Origin of the sequence: Pseudomonas sp. WS 5021 (assembly GCF_012985535.1) — a bacterium.
Classification (GTDB): domain Bacteria; phylum Pseudomonadota; class Gammaproteobacteria; order Pseudomonadales; family Pseudomonadaceae; genus Aquipseudomonas.
The window spans coordinates 184,584-209,319 of sequence record NZ_JAAQWP010000002.1; the positions used below are offsets into that span (position 1 = coordinate 184,584).

Annotated in this window: 22 protein-coding genes; 6 read left to right on the top strand and 16 right to left on the bottom strand. The window is 60.6% G+C overall.

Going from position 1 to position 24,736, the window contains the following annotated elements; genetic code table 11:
- From tssF to HBO19_RS07230, 5 genes are read left to right on the top strand one after another with little or no spacing between them, the layout of a single operon-like run.
- Positions 1–1,770 (top strand): type VI secretion system baseplate subunit TssF, encoded by a 1,770-nt coding sequence (tssF, locus tag HBO19_RS07210; RefSeq protein WP_170057163.1) that lies wholly within the window; start codon positions 1–3, stop codon positions 1,768–1,770.
- Entirely contained in the window at positions 1,734–2,831 is a 1,098-nt protein-coding gene (tssG, locus tag HBO19_RS07215) for a type VI secretion system baseplate subunit TssG (RefSeq protein ID WP_169952897.1), read from the top strand. Before tssF ends, tssG begins: the two co-directional genes overlap by 37 nt.
- Complete coding sequence (tssJ, locus tag HBO19_RS07220; RefSeq protein WP_169952899.1) at positions 2,812–3,336, top strand: type VI secretion system lipoprotein TssJ; 525 nt, start codon at positions 2,812–2,814, stop codon at positions 3,334–3,336. The genes tssG and tssJ overlap by 20 nt, the downstream gene beginning before the upstream one ends.
- A 3-nt stretch (positions 3,337–3,339) precedes the next feature.
- Positions 3,340–3,780, top strand: a complete 441-nt coding sequence (gene tssE / locus HBO19_RS07225) for a type VI secretion system baseplate subunit TssE (protein WP_170057164.1) — start codon at positions 3,340–3,342, stop codon at positions 3,778–3,780.
- 23 nt (positions 3,781–3,803) lie between these two features.
- Positions 3,804–4,928, top strand: coding sequence for a type VI secretion system ImpA family N-terminal domain-containing protein (locus HBO19_RS07230; RefSeq protein WP_170057165.1), 1,125 nt, complete (start codon positions 3,804–3,806; stop codon positions 4,926–4,928).
- Positions 4,929–5,116: 188 nt separating this feature from the next.
- Here HBO19_RS07230 and HBO19_RS07235 read toward each other — a convergent pair whose 3' ends face one another.
- The 13 genes from HBO19_RS07235 to HBO19_RS07295 form a co-directional block, all read right to left on the bottom strand.
- A complete protein-coding gene (locus HBO19_RS07235) occupies positions 5,117–6,313 on the bottom strand; it encodes an MFS transporter (protein WP_169952905.1) in 1,197 nt (398 codons plus the stop codon).
- Complete coding sequence (locus HBO19_RS07240) at positions 6,313–7,353, bottom strand: NADP-dependent oxidoreductase (protein ID WP_169952907.1); 1,041 nt, start codon at positions 7,351–7,353, stop codon at positions 6,313–6,315. The genes HBO19_RS07235 and HBO19_RS07240 overlap by 1 nt, the downstream gene beginning before the upstream one ends.
- 146 nt (positions 7,354–7,499) lie before the next feature.
- Entirely contained in the window at positions 7,500–8,999 is a 1,500-nt protein-coding gene (locus tag HBO19_RS07245; protein ID WP_170057166.1) for a 4-hydroxyphenylacetate 3-hydroxylase N-terminal domain-containing protein, read from the bottom strand.
- Positions 9,000–9,255: 256 nt separating this feature from the next.
- Positions 9,256–9,882 (bottom strand): phenazine biosynthesis FMN-dependent oxidase PhzG, encoded by a 627-nt coding sequence (gene phzG / locus HBO19_RS07250; RefSeq protein ID WP_275941748.1) that lies wholly within the window; start codon positions 9,880–9,882, stop codon positions 9,256–9,258.
- Between the two features lie 38 nt (positions 9,883–9,920).
- Positions 9,921–10,757, bottom strand: a complete 837-nt coding sequence (locus tag HBO19_RS07255) for a PhzF family phenazine biosynthesis protein (RefSeq protein ID WP_169952913.1) — start codon at positions 10,755–10,757, stop codon at positions 9,921–9,923.
- Between the two features lie 2 nt (positions 10,758–10,759).
- A complete protein-coding gene (locus HBO19_RS07260) occupies positions 10,760–12,673 on the bottom strand; it encodes an anthranilate synthase family protein (protein WP_170057167.1) in 1,914 nt (637 codons plus the stop codon).
- Positions 12,670–13,293: an isochorismatase family protein gene (locus HBO19_RS07265; protein WP_170057168.1), complete on the bottom strand. Its 624-nt coding sequence runs from the start codon at positions 13,291–13,293 to the stop codon at positions 12,670–12,672. The genes HBO19_RS07260 and HBO19_RS07265 overlap by 4 nt, the downstream gene beginning before the upstream one ends.
- On the bottom strand, positions 13,290–14,507 hold the full coding sequence (locus tag HBO19_RS07270) for a 3-deoxy-7-phosphoheptulonate synthase (RefSeq protein WP_170057169.1): 1,218 nt from the start codon (positions 14,505–14,507) through the stop codon (positions 13,290–13,292). Before HBO19_RS07270 ends, HBO19_RS07265 begins: the two co-directional genes overlap by 4 nt.
- A 23-nt stretch (positions 14,508–14,530) precedes the next feature.
- Positions 14,531–15,019 (bottom strand): PhzA/PhzB family protein, encoded by a 489-nt coding sequence (locus HBO19_RS07275; RefSeq protein ID WP_169952922.1) that lies wholly within the window; start codon positions 15,017–15,019, stop codon positions 14,531–14,533.
- Between the two features lie 23 nt (positions 15,020–15,042).
- Positions 15,043–15,531, bottom strand: a complete 489-nt coding sequence (locus HBO19_RS07280) for a PhzA/PhzB family protein (RefSeq protein ID WP_170041207.1) — start codon at positions 15,529–15,531, stop codon at positions 15,043–15,045.
- Between the two features lie 43 nt (positions 15,532–15,574).
- Complete coding sequence (locus tag HBO19_RS07285) at positions 15,575–16,675, bottom strand: hypothetical protein (protein WP_170057170.1); 1,101 nt, start codon at positions 16,673–16,675, stop codon at positions 15,575–15,577.
- Positions 16,676–16,693: 18 nt separating this feature from the next.
- Positions 16,694–17,959, bottom strand: a complete 1,266-nt coding sequence (locus HBO19_RS07290; RefSeq protein WP_170057171.1) for an MFS transporter — start codon at positions 17,957–17,959, stop codon at positions 16,694–16,696.
- A gap of 9 nt (positions 17,960–17,968) precedes the next feature.
- Entirely contained in the window at positions 17,969–19,993 is a 2,025-nt protein-coding gene (locus tag HBO19_RS07295) for a TonB-dependent receptor (protein WP_170057172.1), read from the bottom strand.
- 162 nt (positions 19,994–20,155) lie between these two features.
- Here HBO19_RS07295 and HBO19_RS07300 point away from each other — a divergent pair, with 162 nt between their 5' ends.
- The gene (locus tag HBO19_RS07300) at positions 20,156–21,091 is read left to right on the top strand and encodes an AraC family transcriptional regulator (protein ID WP_169952932.1); all 936 of its coding nucleotides are present in this window, start codon (positions 20,156–20,158) and stop codon (positions 21,089–21,091) included.
- 106 nt (positions 21,092–21,197) lie between these two features.
- Here the strand turns inward: HBO19_RS07300 and HBO19_RS07305 are convergent, their stop codons facing one another.
- The 3 genes from HBO19_RS07305 to HBO19_RS07315 form a co-directional block, all read right to left on the bottom strand.
- The gene (locus HBO19_RS07305) at positions 21,198–22,541 is read right to left on the bottom strand and encodes an MFS transporter (RefSeq protein WP_170057173.1); all 1,344 of its coding nucleotides are present in this window, start codon (positions 22,539–22,541) and stop codon (positions 21,198–21,200) included.
- A 336-nt stretch (positions 22,542–22,877) separates the two neighbouring features.
- Positions 22,878–24,269 (bottom strand): FAD-dependent oxidoreductase, encoded by a 1,392-nt coding sequence (locus tag HBO19_RS07310; RefSeq protein ID WP_169952936.1) that lies wholly within the window; start codon positions 24,267–24,269, stop codon positions 22,878–22,880.
- Between the two features lie 41 nt (positions 24,270–24,310).
- A complete protein-coding gene (locus HBO19_RS07315) occupies positions 24,311–24,661 on the bottom strand; it encodes a RidA family protein (RefSeq protein ID WP_170057174.1) in 351 nt (116 codons plus the stop codon).
- Between the last annotated feature and the right edge of the window lie 75 nt (positions 24,662–24,736).

Here is a 24,736-nt window from a genome sequence, read left to right on the forward strand (position 1 = left end):
GTGAACATGGACAATCTGACACTGCGCTACTTCGATGCCGAAATGCGCTACCTGCGCGAGGCCGGCAAGGAGTTCGCGGACGCGTTCCCGGATCGGGCGGCGCAGCTCAATCTGGACAAACCGGGAGCGCAGGATCCCTATGTGGAGCGCCTGTTCGAGGGCTTCGCATTCTTGATGGGCCGCTTGCGCGAAAAACTCGACGACGACCTGCCGGAACTGACCGAAGGCCTGGTCAGCCTGCTGTGGCCGCATTACCTGCGCACCATTCCATCGCTGTCGGTGGTTGAACTGGTGCCTGAACTGACGCAGATGAAACGTAGCGAGTTGATCACTCAGGGGTTTGAGGTGCTGTCGCAGCCGATCGGCCCGCAACGCACCCGTTGCCGTTACACCACCACCCAGGACTTGACCCTGCGACCGCTGGCGCTGGAATCGGTGGCGCGCGGTCATGAAATGGATGGTCGCTCGGTGTTGCGGCTGCGCTTTGCCTGTGGGGCGTTGACTGACTGGAGCCTGATCGACCTCAGCCGTTTGCCGCTATACCTGAATGCCGATACGCCGCTGGCCAGCGCGTTGCATCAGGCGCTGACCCTGAATGCACAAGCGATGTATGTGCGCTGGCCCGGCCAGACCGAGCGCCAGCCACTGACCGCGCATTTTGCGCCCAAGGGCTTTGCCGATGAAGACCGGCTGTGGCCAAAGGGCGACAGCGCCTTCAGCGGTTACCAGTTGCTGTTGGAATATTTCAGTTTCCGTGAAAAATTCATGTTCGTGACCTTGTGCGGCCTGGAGCAGTTGAAGATTGCGCCTGGCACGGCCTGGTTCGAACTTGAAGTGGTGTTGCGTGAACCCTGGCCAGCCAACTTCGACTTGAGCAGCGAGCACATCCGCCTGCACGCGGTACCGGTGATCAATCTGTTTGCGCTGGAGGCCGACCCGCTGACCCTGGCGCCCTTGCAAACCGACTACTTGCTACGCCCGATGCGATTGCAGGACGGCCATACAGAGATCTATTCGGTGGACCGGGTCACTGCGTCGAGGAACGCCGAGCGCCAGGACTACGTGCCGTTCACCAGCTTTCGTCACAAGGGCGGCATGCTGCGCTTTGATGCCCCAGAACGCTACTTCCATACACGCCTGAAGCGCGCAGCGAATGGTTTGCATGACACCTGGTTGATCCTCGGCGGCGAGGGTTTTGACAAGGACCGCCTGCGCGAGCGTGAAAGCCTGTCATTGCGCTTGACCGGCACCCACGGCCAGTTGCCGCGCAAGGCACTGCAAAGCACCTTGCTCGATACGGTGGTGCAGTCCACCCAGGCCGGTTTGCGCGTGCGCAATCTGTGTGCGCCGACCTTGCCGTGTTACCCGCCGAACCGCGACCGCTTTCACTGGCGGGTGCTCAGTCACCTGGGCTCGAACTTCTTACCGATGCTCGACAACGCCGAGGTGCTGCGCGGCACCTTGGCGCTGTACGACTGGACCGGCAGTGAACTGAATCGCCGTCGTTTGGCGGCGATCGTCGAGGTCAAACATCATTTGGTGCAGCGTTTCGAGAAGGGCTTTCTGCTGCGTGGGGTGGATATCGAAATCACCCTGGATGCCAATGGCTTTTCGGGGGAGGGCGACATCAGCCTGTTCGGCGAGATGCTCAATCGCTTCTTCTCCTTGTATGCCGACATTCATCTGTACACCCAGCTCACGCTGATCCTGCAACCTACTGGAAAGTGCCTGCGATGGAACGAGAACCACAGTCAGCGTATTCCCGGCTGAAAGCCGGCGGCCTGCTCGACGCCCTGCAGGACCAAGTAGCCGAGGCTAACCTGTACCGCTTTTGCCAGTTGCTGGAGCAGGCTCTGCCCGGTCATCCGCCTTTGGGCAGTACCGCGCACCCGGCTGATGATGCGGTGCGCTTTCGGCCTGATCCGGGGATGGGCTTTCCAGCCAGCGAGTTGAAGTCGATTGAAACCGATGTCGCTCATCCGGAACGGCCGGCGACAGTACGCACTCGTCTGCTCGGGTTGTACGGCGTCGACTCGCCGATGCCGACGGTGTTTTTGGATGACATCGCGCAGCGCCGGGAAGGGCATGAAGCGTTGGAAGCCTTCCTGGATATTTTCAACCACCGGATCTTCACCCAGTTCTACCGGATCTGGCGCAAGTATTCCTACCCGGCGACTTTCGAAGCAGGCGGCACCGATGCCACCTCGCAATGCCTGTTGGGCCTGATCGGCTTAGGGATTCCTGGCACCGCCCAGCAGATCGCCACGCCGGTCTCGCGTTTTCTGGCCCTGCTCAGTGTGATGCGCCTGCCCACACGTAATGCCGAGGGCATCACCGCGCTGGTCAAGTTACTGGCGCCCAACACCCAGGCGCAGGTGACCCCGCATTGGCCACAAAAAATTGCGTTGGAACATCCGGCCAGCCTTTCCCGCCAACGTCCAGTGAGCTTGTCCCAGGGGACGCCGTTGGGCAGCGTTGGCCTTGATGCCAACAGCCAACTGCGGCTGACGCTCTACACAGAAGACACGCAGGAAGCCATCGGCTGGTTGCCCGGTGGTGAGTTGTACAGCGATCTGCTGGTGCTGCTGCGCGTGTACCTCGGGTGGCGCTGCACGGCGAAACTGCAGTTGTCATTGCCAGTGCACAGCCTGCCCGCACCGGTGCTGGGGCAAGCCCCTATTCGGTTGGGCATGACCGGGGTGCTGGGCTTGGGAAGCGATGCTTGGCAGGTGGCCGAACACGACACTCTCACGATCAACCTGGGCCGCTACCAAGGCCTTTCGATTAATCCCCACAATAGGGAAACACAGCATGTTGCGTACCGTTTTTAGTCTGGTGATATTCGCGGCTCTCGGCGGGTGTGGTCTGGCCCAGACCGTTGCGGATGGCACGGCATCCACTACCAAGGCGATCTTCTACAAGCAGGTGAAAACCCTGCATCTGGATTTCAGTGCACGCGCGGCGTTGAACACCTCTGCCACGGACATGAGCGCCTTGTCGGTGCCGACCCTGGTGCGGGTGTATCAATTGCGCGACAGCAAGGCGGTAGAGCAGGCCACCTACGACGGGCTGCTGGGCGATGACAATCAACTGCTGGCGAGCGCGTTGTTGGACAAACGCTCGGTGGTGGTGAAGCCCGAGGAAGGCGCGCAGTTGAATGTGCCGATGGACAAGGACGCGCAGTTCGTCACGGTGGTGGCGTTGTTTCGCAGTCCTGATACCCAGTTGAACACCTGGCGCCTGACGTTGACCCGTGATGACCTGGACCCGGATCGGGCTCGGGTCATCGAGCTGGGGGATAATCGCTTGACCCTGCGGCCCTTGGCAAAGGACTGAACCATGACCGAGTACAACCCCTCGCTGTACGAAATGCTGCTGCAAAATTTCGACGGTGAGTTGGATCTGCATCAGGTCAGTGAGGAAGACCAGCACGCCCTCTCGGTGCTGGACAACCTGCAGCGCATCCTCAACAGCCGCGCCGGTGCGCTCAGCCATCTGCCCGATTACGGGCTGCCGGACATGGGCCTGATCCTGCAGGGATTGCCCGCCACGGCCCATGGCTTGATCGGCACCATGACCGCCACCCTGCTCAAGTACGAACCGCGTCTGGCAGCGGTCGCCATCGAACTGCAGCCCCAGACGCTGCCGGGGCATCTGGAGTATGCCCTGGACGCGCAACTCAAAGATGGGCAGCACATGAGCTTCGGCACCACCCTGGCGCCCGGGGGCAAAGTGCTGGTGCGTCACTTGAAACGACAGCACTACCTGACCAAGCCTTGAACCTAGAACGGAAGGGAAGCCCAATGACGGCGTTGTTTGAGATGCGTATTCGAGTCGGCGGTGATCCGCGCGGCTTCAGTGAATTTACGGTATTGCGTGAGGAATTGGCCAAGCTCAGCCATCCTGCTTGCCCGGATGTGGACTGGGCCAAGGTGGAGCAAAGCTGCCTGGCGTTGTTCCAACAAAATGGTGCCGACCTACAAACAGCGTGTTTTTACACCTTGGCACGCGGTCAACGTCATGGGCTGGAGGACATCACCCAGGGCGTGGTGTTGCTGGAAGCCCTGAGTCGCGAGTGGGCACGCCTGTGGCCGCCGATGGCGTCGGTGCGTCCGGACCTGCTGGGGTGGTTGTTCGATCAGTTGCAACCGCTGATGCGCAGCATGGCGATGACCGCCCACAGTGTGTCCGCGTTGGTTCAACTGGACACCGAGCTGGCACGTTTGCATGCGCGTTTACTTTCTCAGGCGGCGAATCCTCTGCAGACATTGCAGGCTCTGCGCTACCAGGTGGGCAGCCTTATCCAGCGCCTTGAACAGCGCTATGCATCGGGCGAAATAGTGCTGGATCCCGTTAGAGTGATGACACCGACATTGGTGAAACCTGTGGTGATCATGCCTCCCCCTGACGTGGAACCACGCAGGCGACGTCTGGCCTTGTGGCTGTTTGCCGGGATGCTGATTATCGCCTTGCTCGCGGGACTTGGTTGGCAGACATGGCTGACAAATCAAGACCGTCCACCCCTCATGCCCGAACCCGTGCGATTGGACAGCCTGTCGCTGTTCGATGCCGGCAGCGCAATCCTGAAGCCAGGCTCGACCAAAGTACTGATCAATGCCCTGGTCGGTATCAAAGCCCAACCGGGCTGGCTGATCGTGATCGCAGGGCATACCGATGCGACCGGACCTGTGGAACAAAACCTGGCCCTGTCCCACGCCCGCGCCTCAGCCGTGCGCGACTGGATGCAGCAGATGGGCGACATCGCCGACAGTTGTTTCGCGGTGCAGGGCTTGGCGGCCAAACAGCCTATCGCCAGCAATGCGACCGAGGCCGGACGTACCGTTAATCGGCGTGTGGATATCCAACTGGTACCGCAGGTGGGTGCCTGTGAGCAGACCGCATTGGCGGGGGAAAGTGGTCGATCATAAAGTGCCGACCCAAGTGTTCACCTGCAAGGCGAGCTCCTTTCCTTTCAGCGCGCAATGGCTCTTGGCTGTGGCCGAGGCCACCCGAACCGCATTACCCTGCCCAAGCGTTAGCCCAACTTCGCAGGGGCAATACTTCAAGCAGCGCCCCCGGTTGGAGCGAGATCTGCGCAAAATCCCGCTCCGAAGGCTCACACCTTGACGTTACGCCCCGCCGGCAGCGCCACGATCAATTCAATCAGCAAAATCCCCACCAGCAACAACACCGGCAGGTTCCAGTCTCCACTGTGTTGATAGAGTGCCCCGACTACCAGGGGCCCCGCGACGGCAATCAGATAACCCACCGTTTGCGCCATGGCCGAAATACGCGTGGCGGTGTCGATGCTGGCGGCCTTGGCAACGAACAGGAACGTCCCCAGAGAAAGCCCGGCACCTTGCCCGAAGCCGAGCACACCGGCCCACACGATGGCGCTGGGCAAAGGCGCATACATTAACCCCAGTGTTCCGGCCAGGCACAACAGGATGACTGAAGTGATGTGCGGGCGGTGGTCCTGGGTGCGTGCAGCCAGCAAAGGCGTGAAAAAACTGGCGACCATCAGGCTCAGTTGCGAGACCGAGAAAATCAGCGCCGCAGTAGCCACATCGGTGCCACGGTCCCTGAGTAGGGTGGGCATCCACGGCAGAAACACGAACAGGTTCAGCACTTGCAGTCCGAAAAACAGCGTGATTGCCCAGGCCGTGGGGTTGCGATAAACGTTAACGCTCGGCCCGCTATGACCGCTGCCCAACCCATGGTGCGCGGCGTGCCGCAACTGTGGCAACCACAGTAACAAGGCCAGCAAGGCCGGGACGGCCCAGAGCCCGAGGGCGTGGAACGCCGAGGCGCGATCAGCCCCCAGCCATTGGAACAGCGGCAGCGAAACGCTGGCACCCAGTACCGCACCGGCTCCAAGCATCAATGCATAGATCCCCATCACCATACCCATGCGTTGCGGACCGAAGCGTTTTCGTGCGAGCACGGGCATGATCACGTTCATCACGGCAATACCCACACTGCCCACTACGGTGCCCACGATCAGCCCGGACTCACCCAGCCCGCGAACGCTGCAACCGATGCTTAGCAGGATCAGCGCGAAAAACAGCGCACGCTCCTCTCCCAGCCAGTGTCGCAACCTTACGCCGGCCATGGAGAACAGACCCAGCAGTGCCAGAGGTAAGGTCGTCACCAGCAAGGTGGAGGTAAAGCCAAGTTGCAGGTTCTCCAACAATGGGCCAACTGTTGTGAAGATCAGCCGCAGGTTCAGCGACACCAGGATAAAACCCACCCACAGCAGCCATGATTGCGCCGCGGTGGTATTGACTTGAGGTGAAACGGTTGAGGTGTCCATCACTGTTCCAACTCCACCAGGACCAGGCTCTTGAGGTGGCCCGCGCAGGCTTCTTGCAACGCCAGCGGTGCCTGGTCCAGGCCTTTGACCAATGTGTGGGCAATCCGAATACCGCTGCCGCGCTGCCACAGCGCCAGTTGCCGGATCCAGGCGTCAAACATTTCTGGTGCCTCTTCGTCGGCACTGAAACCGCGTATCGTCACGCCCTTGAGAATCAGCTGGAAGGTGTCGAGCTCCACCGGTGCCTTCAGGGTTGCGCTGTGGGGGTTCAGTTCCGCTGACACTGCACCGAGCAATACACAACGTGCACCGTGCCGGGCGATCTCCAGCGCGGCCGCCAGTTGTTCGCCGCCGACCATGTCGACGATAACGTCAATACCCTCTGGAGCAACGCGGGCCAGTTGCTCGCGGATTGGCTCGCCTTCGCGTGTGACCACCGCGTCATAACCCAACTGCGCCTGCATCCAGCGGGCTTTCTCCTGGTTGCTGGTCGTGCCGATGACTCGCGTAGCACCCAGCAGTCGGGCGATTTGCCCGGCCATTGAGCCAATCGCGCCTGCACCGCTGGTGACAAAGACCGTATCGCCCGGACGCACTTGCACGCCCTTGACCAGCGCGGCAAAGGCGGTCCAGCCATGCCCGAGCCACGCGGCGGGGTCAACGACCGGGCTGTCGATGTACGTGCATTGTGCGACCGGCACCATTGCATAATCGCGCCACCCCAAAGGATGCATGACCAGGCTGCCGATGCTCAGATCAACGCCGGCGCCGACCTGTACCACCTCGCCAATGGCGCCATCGGCGAGCGTGTCGCCAGGCTTGAGTGGTGGAAAGGGAATGCCCTTTACCTCCTCGGCACCCGCTTCGGCCATCAAGCGGGTAGAGATAGAGACACGAAACCAGCGGTTGCGCACCAGTACTTGCCCGGGGCCGGGTGCTGCAAGCGCGGTTTCGACCACCGCAAAATGTTCGGCCTTGAGTGCGCGTGAGTTGTAACCGAGTAGTTTGACCTCGCGCGCTTTGAGTGTTTGTTCCGTCATGAACGGGCTCCTGCTGTATTCATTTGGAGGTTCCTGGGGCGGTGTAGCCGTTGAAGGTTGGAAACTACGAGATGCCAGAGGCCGCAAGGCGGGCAACGCTGATCGAGCGCCGGGCTCATTGCGCGGCGCCTGCGCGGCAGTTAGGTCTATTTGGCGTTGAGCCCCACCATGCGGCGTATCAGGCTGGTGCTTTGGTGGTAGTCGTAGTCCAGCACCAGGCGATCGCGCAGCAGGGGCTCGCTGAGTGCGTGCTGCTCTTCAAACACCAACGCCCGTGTGGAGTGCTCACTGGCGGCCACGTCCCACACCAGATTCATCAGCAGGTTCTTCTCTCTGGCGCCCACGCTTTGCGTGTCAAGAAACCAGGAGAACTTCTGGCCAAAGGCGGCGTCGGCGGCCAAGTCTTTCTCGTTGAACCTGAGGATCAGGCCTTGTCCGCACAGCTCTCTGAGCAGATGCAGCACCCGGGGCAGTTTTTCCATGGCAAATACCCGTCCGGCGGCCAGTGCGTTGGGGCCAGGCAGCAGTATGTCGCCGTCGGACATCTCGGCCGTTTCGATGGACGCGATGCACATGCCTTTGAGTATTTCTGAAAACTGCACTATTTCGCTGACCCGCTGGCGAACCACCGCAATACCCTCAAGGCCCAGGACTTCCATGATCACCTTGGCCAGTCCGGCGTACAGGTCCGCCTTGGTTTCCAGACGCACCAGCGTGTACCAATGGCTGTATGAGGTCCACAGGTTGAAGAAACCGGCGTTGGCCAGTTCTGGGACGTTTGCCGCCATGATTCGCCAGCGTGGAATGAACACGTTATCGAATACCACCATCGCCTCGGCTTCTTCGCCTTTGGACGTGAGCGGGTGGTCGTAGGCGCTGGCGTGGGGCTGGGAGACAATCTCCCGGCAGAAAATCTTCACCCCCGGCGCATCGGCAGGGACGTAGGCCCAGAATGACTCGTCGGGCGCCGCGGGGTGCAAACTGCCGACAAATATTTCATTGGATTGCGGTGCTACCGTGCCCACGCCTTTGACGCCGCTGATCCAGATGCCCTCGGCGTTTTGCTTGTTGATCCGCATCACCGCACGATCGGGCGGCGTCAGGTTGAGGTCGGTGCCGTGGGTCCGTGCCCGATAGCCTTGAGGGTCAACAATGGCCTCGGACAAATACAGGCTGTTGCGCTCGGCGTAGTCATGGTAATCGGTGATGTTTTCTGCGTACTCGGGGCATTTTTTCCTGAATGTCGGCAGGTGTCCCATCATGCCGACGGCGAAGCTGGCGATCATGTCCAGGCTACGGCAGTGGGTGCCCCAGGTTTTTTGCGCAACGTACATGATTGCGCGGCGTCGCGACGCCAAGTCTGCTTTGTTTCTGGGGGGCATATAGGCAGAAGAGGCCAGGTAACCGTCGGGGCGTACGTACGTCAGAATGTCGTCGTGTTTACCGCTGAACTGTTCCTCGTAGATTTCTGCAACTTGCGATATGCCGCCAGCCGTAGAGAAGTGTGTAGTCACATCTTCAACAACTTGGCCTTGATAAATAACAGTGCGGTCATCACGCAGTGAAGCTTTGAAGGATTCTGCACTTTTCAGATATTTACGCTTGTTTTGCAGATCTGGCATGGTAGCAACCTCAGTAATGTTCAACGTTGTTTGCGTAGGCTCTGGCCCGCTGTCTAGCGCTGGATCAAGGACAACGTTCTAGCGCCACTATAAGATTCAGATGGGAATTAATGTCGTTACAGACTTTGGCGATCCGGATTCTCTGTTTGGCATTTCGAGTACGCGTTGTTTCCCACCCGGACTCTTGTCTTGTTGACCGGGTGTCATGAATATTGAAGTTCGTGCAATGTGTTCGAAGTTGCAGCAACCCGGTTTTTCAAAGCGTGTTTATTGCACTGTCCTACGGCTGTAGCCGGCGATGTTTCCAGCCTTCGGCGCAGCGGTCATAGCGCAGCCGCTCATGCATCCGCCCGCTGCCGTTGGCCCAGAACTCAATTGACTCAAGGCACAACTCGAACAGGCAATATCCGGGTGGGCGTGGCAGCGGGCCGCCGACTAGTGCCAGACGCTGGGCTTGCGCGCGCAACGACTCAATATCGATGAGTTCTTCACTCTGGCGCGAGGCCACCGACATGGGGTGGGTTGCATAGGGCCGACTCTGCCACTGTGCGTCGGCGCGCTCCGACGAAAGCTGCTCGGCGATACCATTGAAAATGATCTGCTGACTGGTTTCACGCCAATACAGCACCCCCGAGGCCCAGGGATTCTCCAGTAGTTCGCGCCCTTTCTGGCTGCCGGCATGGGTGGCGAACACCAGGCCACGCGTACTGATTTCGCTGATCACGATGATGCGTGTCGATGGCCGGCCCTGGCTGTCGGCGGTGGCCAGCGCCAGCGCCCGAGGTTCGCGGATGCCCACGCGGCGTGCACGCTCCAACCAGTTGGCCAGCACGACCATGGGATCGGCGGGCAGCGTCTGGTACTCGGGAAACGGCGCATCCAGCGTGCCGGTGAGAGACTCCGACATACCTTTGCCCAGCAGGGGCTTGCCTTGTAGTGAAGGGTTCATAGCACGATGGTCCCCCGGCCGAACGTGACGCCATTGCCCGATACTTCAACCCGCGTCAGTTGATCGGCCCGGCCCTCAGCCCTGGCGAACATCAGCGACGGCCGGCCGATTTCCACGCCCTGCAGAATCTCGATCTGCTGGCCGAACTCGATCTGGCCGTGGCGTGCCAGGTGAATTGCCAAGGGCCCGGCCGCAGAGCCGGTGGCGGCATCCTCGACCACGCCATAGGCCGGTGAGAACATCCGGCTGCGCCACTGCCGCCCTGCGCCGGCAAAGCAGTTGATGGCCATGTCATGGAAGCTGGCAAGGGCACGATGGTCGGGGTGCAGCGCTGACAGCGCGGCAATATCCGGCAAGCCGACAAACACATGGCGCGGGCCGTTGTGATAGATCTCGATAGGAAAGGTCGAGCCGCTGATCCCCAAGGCGCTGAGCAATTGCGCATCGCGTCCCAAGGTGGTCCAGGTCGGTATGGGCTGGTCCATGCTGGCGGCGATGACGCTGGTGTTGTGGCGCTCCAGTTCAAAAGTGATGGTGCCCATCCGGGTTTCCAGGTACAGCCGGTGATTGTCGGTCTGCGCACCCAACGCAATAGCGGTACCCAGTAATGGATGGCCGGCAAACGGCAGTTCGTTGACCGGGGTAAAAATCCGGATCAACGCATCGCCACCGTTGCGCGGCTTGAGCACGAAGGTGGTTTCCGACAGGTTCATCTCGCGGGCGATACGTTGCATTTGCGTGGACGACAAGTCATCGGCGTCAAAGAACACCGCGACCGGATTGCCTTCCAGAGGGACGCTGGCAAAGGCGTCGATGATGACGTATTGGTGCATGGTTATCTCCCGGCGGCCGAAGCGCTGCTGTCGACAGGTGTGTGGAGGAGGGCATGGCGTAGCAGGTCGGCGATGATGCGTGGGCCTTCCTGGGTCAGCAGCGACTCGGCATGAAACTGCATGGATGCAAACGATGGCCCACGCAGGGCATGTACTTCCCCGGTCTCGCTGTCGCGGCTGATTTCGACGGTTCCGATGCCGTTGATGTCTAGGCGGTCACTGCTGCTCTGGGCGGCGAAGGTGTTATAGAAACCGACCCGTTCGGCGTGGCCAAACAGGTCGATCTGTTTTTGCACGCCCTGGTTGGGAATGGCTCTGCGTTGCAGCTCCAGGCCCAGGCACAGACTCAGCACCTGATGACTCAGGCACACCGCGAGGAACGGTCGCTGCTGGCGCAGCAAGGAGCGGATGGCCACGTGCAGATGGTCGATTTTTGGCAGTTGGGTATCGCTCGGGTTACCGGGGCCTGGGCCCATGATCACCAGGTCATAACCATCAAAGCTGTATTCGTCGCGCAAGCTGCACACCGTTACCACCAGACCCAGGGCACGAAGTTGCTTGGCGATCATCGAGGTGAAGGTGTCTTCCGCGTCGACGATCAACACCTGGCGCCCGTTAAAATCGGCATGGGTCTGTTGCCGTTGCTGGCTGTCCATCAGCCAGAAGTTGGAAACGTAGGCATTGCGGCTGGCCAAAGCCGCCCGCACCTGCAGGTGGCTACCGAAGCGCGAGGGCGCCTGGTTTTTCAATGCGCTAATCAGCCCGGCGGCCTTGGCCCGGCTTTCGGCAGCTTCGGTCACTGGATCAGAGTGGCGCACGATGGTCGAGCCCACGCTGATCTGCACCTGGCCGTTGCCATCGATGTCGGCGGTGCGAATCAGGATCGCCGAATCCAGAGTACGCCCCCCCTTGCCGTCGCTGCCGATCAGCGCAGCCATGCCGCTGTAGTACCTCCGGCCTTGTGGCTCATAGCGTTGAATGACCCGGCAGGCGCTTTCCAGTGGACTGCCGGTGACGGTAGGGGCGAACAGGGTTTCGCGCAGGATTTCGCGTACATCGCGCCGGGTCTTGCCTTCGATGAAGTATTCGGTGTGGGCCAGGTGGGCCATTTCCTTGAGGTAAGGACCGAGCACGCGGCCGCCGTCGTCACAAATGCGCGCCATCATTTTCAGTTCTTCGTCGACCACCATGCACAGCTCGTCGGCTTCCTTGCGGTCGGCCAAAAATTCCATGACCTCTGCCAGGTTGGGACCGGCGGGCGGATAGCGATAAGTACCGCTGATGGGGTTCATCACCGCAAGCCCCTCCTTGACGCTGATATGGCGCTCGGGGGATGCACCGACGAAGGTGCGGTTGCCGGTGTGGATGATAAATGTCCAATAGACACCTTTCTCCCGCTCTAGCAGATGACGAAAGAACGACAGGGCACTGGCTGGTCCGTATTCGCTGATCTCGGCGAGGAAGGTGCGCTTGATCACGAAGTTTGCGCCTTCACCGCAGCCGATTTCGTTGGTGATCACCTGGCTGACGATCTCGGCGTAGCTTGCGTCGCTGAGGTCGAAGCGCTCGTTGTTCAACTGGATGGGCACGTCGGGCAGCAACCCCAGTAGCTGTTCGATGCCGATGGGCTGCTGTTCGGTGATTTTCATCGCCAGCAATGGCGACTGATCGTCCACGGCGTCAAAGCCACGCTCGGCAATCTGGCGGTAGGGAATCAGCGTCAATACATCCAGGCGAGGCGCGCCGATCGAGGTGGCGGGCAAGTCGATATCGGCCAGGACCGTGGGCTGCGACATCTCGCCTATCAACACGTCCAGCAGTCCCTGGCCGCCGGACTCCGGCCGGTACAGCAGGGCAAACGGCTCGGGCGCCGGTTGCAGGATGCGCTCCATAAGGCGGGCGGCGGCTTGGCTCATGACACCACCTCGTCAGTGGTGACGACCATGGCACAGCGGCTGGCGGCGTATTCGATGGCCATCCAGTGGTGTTCCTTGCTGAAGTCGGCAATAGCGTCGGCCACGAGGAACGGCTGGATATCGTTGGAGTAGGCATCTACGGTCGAGATCAGCACCCCGACATGGGCATACACCCCGCACAGGATCAACTGATCGCGCTCATTGGCGTGCATCCGCTCCAGCAGGTCGGAGTTGAAGAACGCACTGTAGCGCCACTTAGTCAGCAGCCAGTCGCCAGGCTTGGGCGCCAGGGCGTCGACCACCTCGCGGTCAGTGGCGCTGGCCTGCATGCCGGGCCCCCAGAAGTCCTTGAGCAGCCCGCGTTGCGCTTCGCTCATGCTGCCAGGCTGGGCGGTGTAGGCCACCGGCACGCCGTTGTCAGCCGCCCACTGGCAAATGCGCGCGGCGTTGCCCACCACTTCTTCACGCAGGGCGTCGGGCAAGGGCCGTAGGAAGTAGCGTTGCATGTCATGCACCAACAGTACGGCGCGCTCGGGGTCGATACGCCATTGTGCGAGGTTGACAGGCAGGTCGCGGGAGGTGGGCAGGGCATACGGGACGATGTTTGGGATGCCGGTCATGCGACAGTCTCCAGTGGGAAGTTTGCAGTGGGGGCTGCTTGCCAGCCGTTCCAGGCCATCACTGCAGCGAGTGCCTGCTGGGGATTGAGGCGTGGGTCGCAGAGACTGGTGTAGTGGCGGCTGACCTGGAGCAAACCTGCCGCGTCTGTCGCGCATTCGCTGACGTTGTCGGGGGTGGTTTCCAGGTGAAGGCCGGCGGCCACGCCACCGGCTGAAGTCACGGCATGCTTGAAGGTGCAGATTTCCTCGCTAATGGTTTGCACCATGCGGGTCTTGTTGCCGCAAGGGGCGACGATAGTGTTGCCATGCATCGGATCGCTCAACCAGATCACCGGATGGCCGGCTGCACGTACCGTTTCTACCAGCGACGGTAGGCGTTCGCCGACGGCCTGTGCGCCCATTCGCGCAATCAACGTCAACCGTCCTGGCTCGCGTTGCGGGTCGAGCCGTTCGCAAAGCCCCAGCAACTGCTCGCGACCCATCTGCGGGCCGACTTTGCAGGCCACCGGGTTGAGCACCTGGCTGAGCAGCGCCACATGCGCGCCGTTCAACTGTCGGGTGCGCTCGCCAATCCAAGGCCAATGGGTCGACCCCAGGTAGGCCCGGTGCTGGTGATCCTTGCGCAACATCGACAGCTCGTAGTCGAGCAACAGCATCTCGTGACTGGTCCACACCGGCGGGGCGCCTTTATCAAGATCGCGCGGGGCGTCCCAGCCCAGGTGACGCATGATGTTGCGCGCCGATGCATAGCCCTTGAGGATCCGCTGTGGGTTGGCCTGACGCTGTCTGGCATTCGCCGCATGACCGTTGACCATATCGCCGCGATACACCGGCAGCAGCTGTTCGCCGACCTGTTCATGGGGCTTGGATCGAGGCTTGGCATATTGCCCGGCAATCCGCCCGACCCGGATTACCGGGCGGCCCCCGGCCTTTTGCAGCGCCCCGGCGAGCGTCTCAAGCAGTGCGGTCTTGCGTGTCACGCTGTGTACTTGGTGGTCGTCGATGTCTTCGGCGCAGTCGCCGCACTGCATCACCAGCGCCTCGCCCGTGGCGACACGGGCAAGCTGTGCACGCAGTGCCAGGGTATCGCCAACCCGGATCAACGCCGGGCTGGCCCGCAGGCACTCCTGAACCTTGCGCAGGCACGACAGATCGTCCCAGTCGGGTTGCTGCAGCACCTCGCAGCGCTGCACGCGTTGCAATAAATCGTCCATTATTGACCCTGCTTGGCTGGCTATCAGGTGGGAATACCTTCGCGTTTGATTTGCGGCACCGTAATACTTAGTGCGCGCAGTTGCTGGAAGACGTTCATGAACTCGCGATTACGCTTGATCTTGCCGTCATCCAGCTCGAAGGAATGCAGGAAGTGGTTTTCGTAATAGCCGTCCGGGTAACCGGGGAAGAGGATCTTGCCGTGGCCTTTGCACTCGACCCAGAAGTGATTGGGGTCGTCGGTACCGAAGATCTTGATGTCGTACCATTCCCAGTCCGGAAAACACTTGAGCGACCAGACCGCATGTTCCGCGAGTTTCTGTTTACCGCTGATCACGATCGGTGCGCCGGTATCCGTCGTCCATAGACCGCCACTGCCATCTTCGACGAACAACTCATGTCGACGCAGGCGATCCTGGCCCTTGGTATTCATGTAGGTTGCAACGGTGACGCGATTCTTCTCGCGAAGATCGGAGGCGCCACTGAAGTCGGCTTGGTTAGTTGTGTCTGGCATCATCAATACTCCTTTGATGGTATTTAGACGGGAATGCCGTCGCGCTTTATTTGCGGCATGGCTATGCCTAGTGCGTGCAGCTTGGGCACAGGGTTCATGAACTCGCGGTTGCGCTTGATCCTGCCGTTATCGAGTTCGAATGAGTGCAGGTAGTGGTTCTCGCAGTAGCCTTGCGGATAGCCCGGGATCAGCACCTTGCCGCGCCCGTCGCACTCCACCCAGAGGTGGTTGGGGTCGTCGGTTTCGAAGATCCGTACGTTGTGCCATTCCCAGTCGGGAAAACATTGCTCGAGCCATACGGCAAGGCGTGCCAGGCTCTCGTGGCCCTGGAAAACCAGGGGCTCTCCGGTAGCCGTGGTCCAGTTTCCGCCGCAGCCGTCCTCGCTGAACAAGGTGTGGCGTTGCAGCCGTTCGGCGCCCTTCATGTGCATGTAGCGCTCGACGGTTGCGCGATTGATCCGACGCAACTGCAGGTGGTTTGCGAAGCCTGTCATTGGTGAGGTGTCCTGCATGATTTAAGCCTCCCTGTCTACCGCTGTCCTGGCGGGCATTGCGCTACGGCCTGTTCGCCAGGGCATGCCGGGTATAGCCGATGAAATTGAAGTCAGGCCTTAACGCGATGTGCGACGTCAGCGTTTGCACGTCACGCCAGCTTTTCTGCACCAGATTGCTGCTGAAGTGGGCTTGGGCGCCGCTCAGGCGGAAGATGCGGTTGACGGCGTCCAGAAGCAGTTGTGCAGCGAAGCTCGCATCACGGGCGCAACGTCCGATTTGCAGTGGTGATAACTCACCCTGGTCAATCGCCTGGCAACTGTTGTGCAGCAACAGGCCGCAGGTCTCCAGTGCAGCTTCCGCGCTGGCATAGGCCATGGCCACTTCACCCACTGCCTCGCTGGGGAGGCTGTCACGCCATTGCTCAAGGCACTGCCAGCCGGCCCCCAGGCCACAGGCCAAAAACAGCTGGGCATCGGCGGCAATCGGTGAGGCCTGGTACTGCGGGCCCTGGGCGTGGCGGGAACCACCTTTCATCAAGTCGGTTCTGGCAAAGGTCATATGCGTCGGTACAACCACTGCGTCCAGGATGATCGAGTGACTGCCTGTGCCCCGCATGCCCAGGGTTTGCCAATTGTCGAGGACTTGCCAGGTACCGGCGGGAATGGCGGCGAAGCGTTGCTCCCCGTCATCGACCTCAATGCACAGCAAAGCCCAATCAGCGAAATCAACGCCCGAGAGGTAGTGCCATGTCCCCGTCAAGCGCCAGCCCTGGGCGACGGCCTCGACCTTGCCGGTGGAGCGGAACGAGGCACAAATGCGTACGTCCTGGCTGTCTCCCCAGATTTGCTGTTGTGCAGCCACTGGAAGGTAGGCTGCCATGCGCCCCACGACCGCCTGGATGATGGCGCACCAGGCAGCAGAAGGGCATGCCTTGGCCACAGCCACGATGCGCTGTGACAGTTCGACGAAGGTGCCGGGGTGCCCGCCCTGTTCCCTTGGCACGAAGTAGCGGGAAAAACCGGCGCAGGTCAGCGCCTCCACCACTTCGGCGGCCAGCACACCTTGCTGGTCGGCGTTCAACGCGTGGCGGGCGGCAACTTCACGGACGCGCTCAAGGGGTATCAGTTGAGCGAGGGTGCTCGGCGCTTTCAGCTCTTGCATCGGGTCATCTCCTTGAAATTATTCAACCGACTGTGTGGGTGAGGGTGTTTGGCTGGCGGGTTTGCGCGGGGCGCGCAGGCTCCAGCCGAGCAGGTAGGCCAGCATCAGGCCAAGGGCGGCCAGCAGGCAGCCGAACAGGCCGCTGTAACCGGTGTGGTCCAGCAACACGCCGGCGAGAATCGGCAGCAGCGTGCGACCTGCTACGAACAGACTCGACTGGATGCCGTAGTCCAGCGCCGACAGCCCGGGCCGTACGTGGTACATCATCAAACCGAACACCAGGCCGCCGCTGGCGCCCATCATCAGGGCCACCAGCAAAGCCGCGACGGCCATTGCGTCAGGCCCCCAGCAAAGCAGCGTGCTGGCGGCCAGCGTGCCCAGCGTCAGCAGGTTGCCGGCCGCAAACAAGGGCAACGCAACGCGCACTCCCCACTTTCGCGATACATAGCTCCCGGCCAGGCTGGAGAAAGCGGCGACCACCCCGCCACCCACGCCGACAATCTGTGCAATGCGTTCAGGGCTGAAACCCTGGTCGAGCATCAACGGCTTGAGGAACACCCAGACGGTGCCGATCAACGGGAAATACAAGATCAGCAATACGGTCCAGGTGCGGTGCCCGGGTTGTGTAAACCACGCCAGCCATTGCCCCATACTGGGCCTGGATATAAAGGCGTCGCGCTCTTCGGGAACAGGGCAGGCAAGTGTGGTCGGTGTTCGCAGCAGCGGGAGCAGCAGCACTGCCGAAAGCACCCCGAGAGACAAAACGTACAAGGGCGCGGCCCAACCTGTACGGCTGTGCAGGATCAGCATCAGGCCACCGCCGACGATTGCCGCCAGCGAGGTGGCTGTTGAACGAATCGCACCGGCCTGCATGCGCTGGGTTTGCGGCAGCATCCGGATGGCCAGCGCGTTGATGGGCAAATCGACCCAGGTACCGAAGAGGCTGACCGCCATGGCTAGCACGAACAACAGGGCAAATGGTGTCTCAGCCAAATCATGGAGGCCCAGCAACAGCAGGGTGGCGATGTAACCCACGCCCAGCAGCATTCCCCAATTGCGATAATTGTTCCGGCCTACCTGCCAGCGGTCGATGGGTGTCGCCAGCAGGAACTTGCCCAGCGCCGGCAACCCCGTCATCTGCATCAGGCCAATTTGTGTAGCGCTCCAGCCGTGTTCGCGCATCACCAACGGCAGGCCGATGAACAGATAAATCAACGGTGCCGTCAGGGCGAGGTTGATCCAGCCGATCAGCAGCTGTCGTGGCCACCAGAAAGTTGTGTTCATCACCACGCCTCACATGCGCCAGGTCAGTCGCGCGCCGACTTCACGTGGCGGGCTGTAGATGGTGTAGTAGCCGGCGTTGTAACCTTCGGCGTCGTACTTCTTATTGAGCGTGTTGTTGGCATAAGCCGCCACTTCCCACTGGCCGAAGGGATAGCCCACCACCAGATTCAGCAGGCCGTAGCCATTGCGTTCGTAACGGTTGCCGGCATCCAGGTAGATCTTGCTGGTGCCCACCACGCTGCCTTGGGCATACCATCTCTGTGGCGCGGTGTAGCGCAGGTCTACATGGCCATTGAGTCGGGGGGCAAAGGTGTTGTAGTTGCCCGCGTAGTTGGTCGCACCGTCCTGAAAACTGTCGTAAGTGGTGTGGTTGAAGGCCAGGCCTGTGGTCACTTGCCAGCCGGCACCGAGCAGATAGTCCAGGTCCAGCTCTACGCCCTTGGACGTCGCCTTGGCGGCGCTGGCGGTGTAGATCACGCCCACCGCCGGCTGCATTTGCACTTGCATGTTGTCGATTTTCATCACGTAGGCCGCGAGGGAGTAACGCAGCTGTTTGTCCAGCGCCCAGCCTTTGAGGCCGGTCTCGTAGGACCAGATATCTTCTGGCGAATAAGAGGGGTAGTTGAGCCTGGAAACAAAGATGTTATAGCCGCCGGCGCGTACCCCTCGGCTGGCACTGATGTACCACTGGTTGGAGGCATTGATCTGGTACTGCAGGCTCAGCTTCGGCGAGACATAGGTCCAGTCCTGGCTGCTGTGTCCACCACCGGTGGGGGTGATGCCTGCCGACATGCGCTCGATGCGCGCGCCCGCCGAAACGCTCCAGTCATCGTTGAGCGGCACATTCCAGTGGGTGAACAGGGCCACCGAATCTGTCTTCAAGCGGCCGCCATAATCAGAGAAGACGGGGCTGCGCAGGGCAAAGTTGCGCAAGTCGTTGTTACCGTGATCACCGTATAGGCCTACTAACCAGTCGGCCCGCCCCAGTTGCCCCTCCACCCGGAACTCCTGCGACAGGGTGCGCATATGGTTGTCGCGCCCGATGTACAGGCGTTCTACCGGCATGAAGTCGGAGTCTTGCAGGACCTTGTCCTGGTAGTCGTTGTAGGCAGTGATGGAGCGCAGGCGCAGGCCCGTATCGAACAGGTGCGAGGCATTGATCGAGAAGGTCTGGCCCAGGGAGCGGTTCCAGCTGGGCGTGGTGGATGCAACGCGGTCGCTGGGCTGGCCGGCATTGCCCCAGAGCGCCGCACCATCGTTGTAATCCTGACGGGTGTAACGGGTGACCACTTCATCGGCGTCGGTTGGGGTCCAGCGCAGTCCCAGGTTCAGGTATTTGTGGTGGGTATGGTCCTCATCCCCGCCCGTATAGGTGTTATGAATGAACCCGGACTGCCGTGCGATCGAGCCGGAAACGCTGCCATACAAGGTGTTGGCAACCAGCGGGCCACTCAAGGCGAAGCGCACGTCCCGCTTGTCCCGGCTGCCCAGCTCGGTCGTTACCGTGGCCCGTGGGGTATCTTCCATCTGCTGGCTGTGGATGGCGACCACGCCGGTCTCTGCATTGCGCCCGTACAAGGTGGACTGCGGTCCACGCAGTACTTCGACACGATCCACATCTAGGAGGCTGTTCTCGAAGCCCTGTGCCATCAATGTGGGAACGTCATCGACCAGGAGCAGTACCGAGGAAGAATAGGAGTGGATACCGGCCGTCACGCCGCGCATCACCGGTGCTTTCATACCGGCCTGGCCAAAGGGCTGGAAGGACAACCCGCCAATGCGACCCTCCAGTTGCTCCATAGTCGTGATGCCCGATTGCTCAAGATCCTGGCCATCAATCACCGCGACACTGGCGGGTACCATTTCCAGCGGCCGCTCAATCTTGTCGGCCGTCACCACCACGGAGGGGAGGGCGATGCTGGTTGCATTTTCGGCAGAGTCCGACGCGGTTTGTGCATAAACAGCTGCCGGGCAGGCAAGGGCAGACAACGCAATGAAAACGGTGCGCAGCACCGAGTCAGGGGCATAATTCATGTGGTAGCCAGGCCCGAAATAGGCGCTAATTAAGGTCGGGCCACTATAGGATGCCAATGCGAATAAATCTTGTTACACTTTTTTGGAGGTCCGGATTATCTGTTTGGCATTTCGGAGATCTCCCCCCGTCATTGGGTAAGCGCAACACAAGGAATGATGAAAATGAGCTATCGGTTTTCTTCCACGGACAGGGCCGCACCTTCTCGCCTGGGGCAATCGCCTTGGCGTCGCTCCCAGTTACCGGAAAGCCTGGGAACCTGCTTCAGTGACTCGCTGACATTCGAGGATGGCCTGGCAGTGACCTACTCCAGTTTCAATCCAAACTTTGACCTGGTGGAAGTTGGGTCGTTTGAAGGGGAGCGTGCCCTGACGGTGGCGATTGCGTTGTCCGGACAATCGAGCAGTACCGGTATGGACGGGCAGCGTTACGACTTCATAGGCGGCCATAGTACCGTCGCCACCTACGGCAGTTTGCGGGGAGAGCGGTGTTATCCGGCCAAACAGGCTATCCGCCAGTTGCGTCTGGTGGCCAAGGCGCCACTGCTGCAGCGGTACGGCTTGGAATACTTGCTGTTGGACAATGCCAAGGACCTGTCGGCCAACCATTTATTTTGCGGCAAGCACGGTGCGGCCACCCAGAGGCTGGCCGATTCATTGGTCCATCTGCACGACCAGGCTGGAGGGCTGCTCGATATCCACATTGCCGCACTCGGGTTGCTGTCGGAGCAGATCCGCCCGCTTGCCCCCGCGCCAACGCCTGTAGAGGACAAGATCCGCGCAAAAGACCAGGATTTGATGCTGAGCGCACGGGATATCCTGATGAGCCAATTCGATCGGCAATTAACCGTCGGGTATCTGTGCGCTACGTTGAGCACCAATGAATTCAAGCTTAAACAGGGCTTTCGCAAGGTGTTTGGCACCAGCCCTTACCGCATGCTCACGGATATCCGCATGGCAAAGGCCAGGGAGCTGCTGGAGTCGGGCATGTATGTGTCTACGGTGGCGTACAAGGTCGGGTTTCAACACCTTTCGAGCTTCAGCGCTGCGTTTGAAAAGTATTACGGGCGCACCCCCAAATCATTGCGCCAGGCAAAATGACCGGCCCTGCGGCCCCAAGTGCCTCATAGGCCAGGCCTGACGCATGGCCGGAGCAGGCCAAGGCGACCGTCTCCATGCCTGCGCTTGGGCCTTGCAGGGTTGGCGATCAAGAGGCAGTGCTGACCCTGACCGGCGGCGTCGGGGTTGAGACCAACTGCGGGTTTTCCACGGTCTTTGGCCGGCTGTTCCAAAATGGCACCAGCATCAGGCTGGCCAGCAGGGCCGTGGCGGTGAACACCAGGAATACGGTGATGGTGTCGAAGTAACCCGGCAGCAAGCCGCCCAAAACCGCACCGACCGAACCACACCCATTGACGAAGCCGGCGGCCGAAGCCGCGCCGTGCTTGCTGCCGAAGTCAATCGCCGCCGAGCCACAGATCATCGAGTCCGGCCCGTAGAGTGTCAGGCCCATCATAAATAGCAGGCCGACCACCATGTACAGGCTGCCGCTTTGCATCGCGGGAACAAACAGCGCCAGGCAGATAGTCAGCAGAACCAGGCTAAGGACACAGGCGGGCACACGACGCGCACCGAAGTATTTATCCGATGCAATACCGATGAGGATGGGGCCGACTAAACCCGCAAGCTCAAAAGAGGTAGGCACGATGGCAGAGGCTACCTTGCCGATCTCGGGCATGCGCTCGTAGATAATCACCGGGCCCCACAGCAGGATCGCGTAACGGGCGGGCTTGAGCATGAAGTAGGCAAGGCCGAGCACCAATACCGTACGATTCTTCATCACGATCCGTAAACCGGCCCACATGCTTTCCCGTGGTACTACGACGTTACTGACCGGTTCGAGCTCAACTTCTACAGCCGGCAGGCCTACGTCTTCCGGACAGTTGCGTTGCAGGAAAAAGAACAGCACGGTCGCCACCAGCACCACGATCGCGCTGCTGATGAACGCTACGCGCCAGTCGTGATAGACCTGGTAAGCCCACCAGCCGGCAAATGGGGTAGCCACCAAGCCGCCAAAGGCGTAGGAGGTGCTCCAGTAGCCAAGTACGCGGCCGCGTTCTCCCGTACTGAAGAAGCTGCTGACGTTCTTGCACAAGCCTGACCACCCGGTCGATTGCGCAAGACCCTGAATGATCATGCAAGACGCGAAGATCGGCAGGGTGGCGTAGGTCCCCATCAGGAGCGCTGCCCCCGCCGAAATGGCCAGGCCGCTCAGGACTACGATCCTGGGGCCGAAACGGTCCGAGAAGTTTCCCCAGAGAAACTGACCTATGGCGTAGGCGGCCAGATAGAGGGCGTCGAGGTTGGCCATCATGGTCTTTTCGAGCATAAAGCCTGGGTCTTCGCCAATACCAAGCTTGGCGACGGAGAACGCCTTGCGGGTGAAGTAGAAGGCGGCATAAGCCACCCAAGTGATCAGGAAAACCTGCACGCGCCAACGCTTGAGGGAGTGCCAACTGCTTGCAAGGACCGACGGATTATTTTTGTTCATGGTGTTCTGATCCCGTAAAAGGTGCCAGACAGCGCAAAAGAGGATTTTTTTGTTTTTGTTTTTGCGGTACGAGCCCGTCCAGGCCCACGGCATCGATCAGATGGCCGTGAGAATGGAGTCAGGCTGTCAGTGGTAAAGGGCGCCTTGTCGCCAGCAGGCAGGGCCTGCTGAAGGCTCGGGGGGGCAGTAGAGGTGCATATCCAAACGCAGTGTGGGTCATGATCTTCTCCAGCAATATTATTGTTGTGAGGAGTGATGCATGGAGCCGATAAAGCCATCGCTGAAACGGTGGCTAAGATCGTTGTGGTGCCTGTTATGCGGGCTGACTGAGGTGGGTCAACCCTTGTCGGCCTTGCCGGCGGCGGCAGCGAATTTGGCCAGATGCACATCGAATCGACGAGGGTGCCGGTTGTGGTCTTCGGCATGCTCTTTACGCCGAATGGCGTTGCGCACCATCAGGGAGCCGAGGTAGCGGATCGGTTCTGGAGGGAAGTGGCCTAGCGGGCCTTGCAGCAGTGGCGAGCGCGTCCACGGGTTGTCCAGGCCCAGCACCAGTGACGAGAGGATCTGCCCGCCCATATGGCAAGGGCCAACGCCGCTGCCGGAATAGCCGAAGCCATAGAAGACATTGCCTCTTGAGCCCATGCGGCCGAAGAACGGCAGCCCCGTGACTGATCTGTCGGAGGGGCCATTCCAGGTGGCGGCGATACCGACGTCGGCGAAGTCCGGAAAAAAATCCTTGAGTGTGTTGCGCAACAGTCCTGCATAGGGCGACGGTTGGTCGAACACCGGCAGGATACGTCCGCCATACGCGAAGGTGTTGCCACCTTTGCCGAGCATGATCCGACCGTCCGGGGTGTTGTGGTAATAGTGGACGAATATCCGCGAGTCCAGAACCGTGACGCCGTTGGTCAGGCCGATTTTTTCCAGCAGGTCAGGCCGTGGCTCGGTGATGATCATGTCGCTGGAAACGATCGCCACAGAACGCGCGAATTGTGGAAAAGCCCTGGCCATCCAGGCGTTCATCGCCAACACGACCCGGTCGCACGTTACGCTCCCGTTGGGGGTATGGATGATCGCTGGCGCGCCTTCTTCCAGGCGGGTCATTGGCGAGCTTTCATAAATACGCACGCCCAGGTCCAAGGCCACTCGGCGCAGCCCGCGGACCAGCTTGCCCGGCTGTACGCTGGCCGCCGCTGGCGAGAACCAGCCCTCAAGGTGGCGGGTCGAGCCAGCCAGGCGTTGTGCATCGGGCAACGCACATTTGGAAAACGAGTTGATACCGTTGCGTTCCAGCGCGGCGATCACCCCATCGGTGGAGCCGATTTGCGCACGGTTGGTCGCCGTGTAGAGCGTACCGTCGAGACGGTACTCGGCATCGACCGCGTACTTGTCGCAAAAGCGGCCGATGGCGTAGATGCTTTGCTCCGACTCCTGGACCAGGCGTATTGCCTCTTGGGTGCCGAACAAGCGCTCCAGGGTGAAGTACTTGGCCGACCAGGACAGTGCGCACCCGCCATTGCGCCCACTGGCACCGGCGCCGCAGATATCGGCCTCGACAATCGCCACGTCAAGCTCGGGGTTCTGCTCCTTGAGCATGATGGCAGTCCACAGCCCGGTATAGCCTGCGCCAACGATGCAGACGTCGGCGCGCGTGTTCTGGCGCAGGGGCGGGCAAGGCGCAGCGGGTTGATGTTTTAAGGCCTGGTCCAGCCAGTAGGGGCGCATAGGGTCGTCTCCGTTGGATCGTTACGAGGCAGGTTTATGAATCAGTCGCACGCAGCGACTACGATCATTTCCACGCGCCAGCCGGGGTCGATCAATTGCGCCAGGGTGCAGGCACGGGTGGGTGCGTGGCCGGCAGGAAAAAACTCATCCCAGATCCTGTTCAGCCCTGCATAGTCCTCGCGATCGGCGAGCAGAATGCGCACCGAAAGGACCCGCTCGCGGCTACTGCCGGCACTGAGCAGAAGTTGTTCGATACCCAGGAGCACTTCAAGGGTCTGCGCTTGGATATCTCCTGCGAGGTCTTGGGCAACCTGCCCGCCGATGTACAGGTGATGGTTGTAGCGGACCATGTCCGAACGGCGTTTTGACACAGCGAAACGTTCAACTTCCATAGCGCATTCCTTGTAAGCGGCTGGGGCATAACGGCTTGGGCATCTTGTGAAAAACATGCTTGCAGTTTATTTTCC

Bases quoted from the DNA above. Each gene is read 5' to 3' on its own strand.
- HBO19_RS07275 (WP_169952922.1), bottom strand. From the start codon at position 15,019: ATGCCAGACACAACTAACCAAGCCGACTTCAGTGGCGCCTCCGATCTT.
- HBO19_RS07315 (WP_170057174.1), bottom strand. From the start codon at position 24,661: ATGGAAGTTGAACGTTTCGCTGTGTCAAAACGCCGTTCGGACATGGTC.
- HBO19_RS07310 (WP_169952936.1), bottom strand. From the start codon at position 24,269: ATGCGCCCCTACTGGCTGGACCAGGCCTTAAAACATCAACCCGCTGCG.
- HBO19_RS07270 (WP_170057169.1), bottom strand. From the start codon at position 14,507: ATGGACGATTTATTGCAACGCGTGCAGCGCTGCGAGGTGCTGCAGCAA.
- HBO19_RS07265 (WP_170057168.1), bottom strand. From the start codon at position 13,293: ATGACCGGCATCCCAAACATCGTCCCGTATGCCCTGCCCACCTCCCGC.
- tssE (WP_170057164.1), top strand. From the start codon at position 3,340: ATGACCGAGTACAACCCCTCGCTGTACGAAATGCTGCTGCAAAATTTC.
- HBO19_RS07300 (WP_169952932.1), top strand. From the start codon at position 20,156: ATGAGCTATCGGTTTTCTTCCACGGACAGGGCCGCACCTTCTCGCCTG.
- HBO19_RS07260 (WP_170057167.1), bottom strand. From the start codon at position 12,673: ATGAGCCAAGCCGCCGCCCGCCTTATGGAGCGCATCCTGCAACCGGCG.
- HBO19_RS07230 (WP_170057165.1), top strand. From the start codon at position 3,804: ATGACGGCGTTGTTTGAGATGCGTATTCGAGTCGGCGGTGATCCGCGC.
- HBO19_RS07285 (WP_170057170.1), bottom strand. From the start codon at position 16,675: ATGCAAGAGCTGAAAGCGCCGAGCACCCTCGCTCAACTGATACCCCTT.
- HBO19_RS07290 (WP_170057171.1), bottom strand. From the start codon at position 17,959: ATGAACACAACTTTCTGGTGGCCACGACAGCTGCTGATCGGCTGGATC.
- HBO19_RS07280 (WP_170041207.1), bottom strand. From the start codon at position 15,531: ATGCAGGACACCTCACCAATGACAGGCTTCGCAAACCACCTGCAGTTG.
- phzG (WP_275941748.1), bottom strand. From the start codon at position 9,882: ATGTCGGAGTCTCTCACCGGCACGCTGGATGCGCCGTTTCCCGAGTAC.
- HBO19_RS07255 (WP_169952913.1), bottom strand. From the start codon at position 10,757: ATGCACCAATACGTCATCATCGACGCCTTTGCCAGCGTCCCTCTGGAA.
- HBO19_RS07235 (WP_169952905.1), bottom strand. From the start codon at position 6,313: ATGGACACCTCAACCGTTTCACCTCAAGTCAATACCACCGCGGCGCAA.
- HBO19_RS07240 (WP_169952907.1), bottom strand. From the start codon at position 7,353: ATGACGGAACAAACACTCAAAGCGCGCGAGGTCAAACTACTCGGTTAC.
- HBO19_RS07295 (WP_170057172.1), bottom strand. From the start codon at position 19,993: ATGAATTATGCCCCTGACTCGGTGCTGCGCACCGTTTTCATTGCGTTG.
- tssG (WP_169952897.1), top strand. From the start codon at position 1,734: ATGGAACGAGAACCACAGTCAGCGTATTCCCGGCTGAAAGCCGGCGGC.
- HBO19_RS07305 (WP_170057173.1), bottom strand. From the start codon at position 22,541: ATGAACAAAAATAATCCGTCGGTCCTTGCAAGCAGTTGGCACTCCCTC.
- tssJ (WP_169952899.1), top strand. From the start codon at position 2,812: ATGTTGCGTACCGTTTTTAGTCTGGTGATATTCGCGGCTCTCGGCGGG.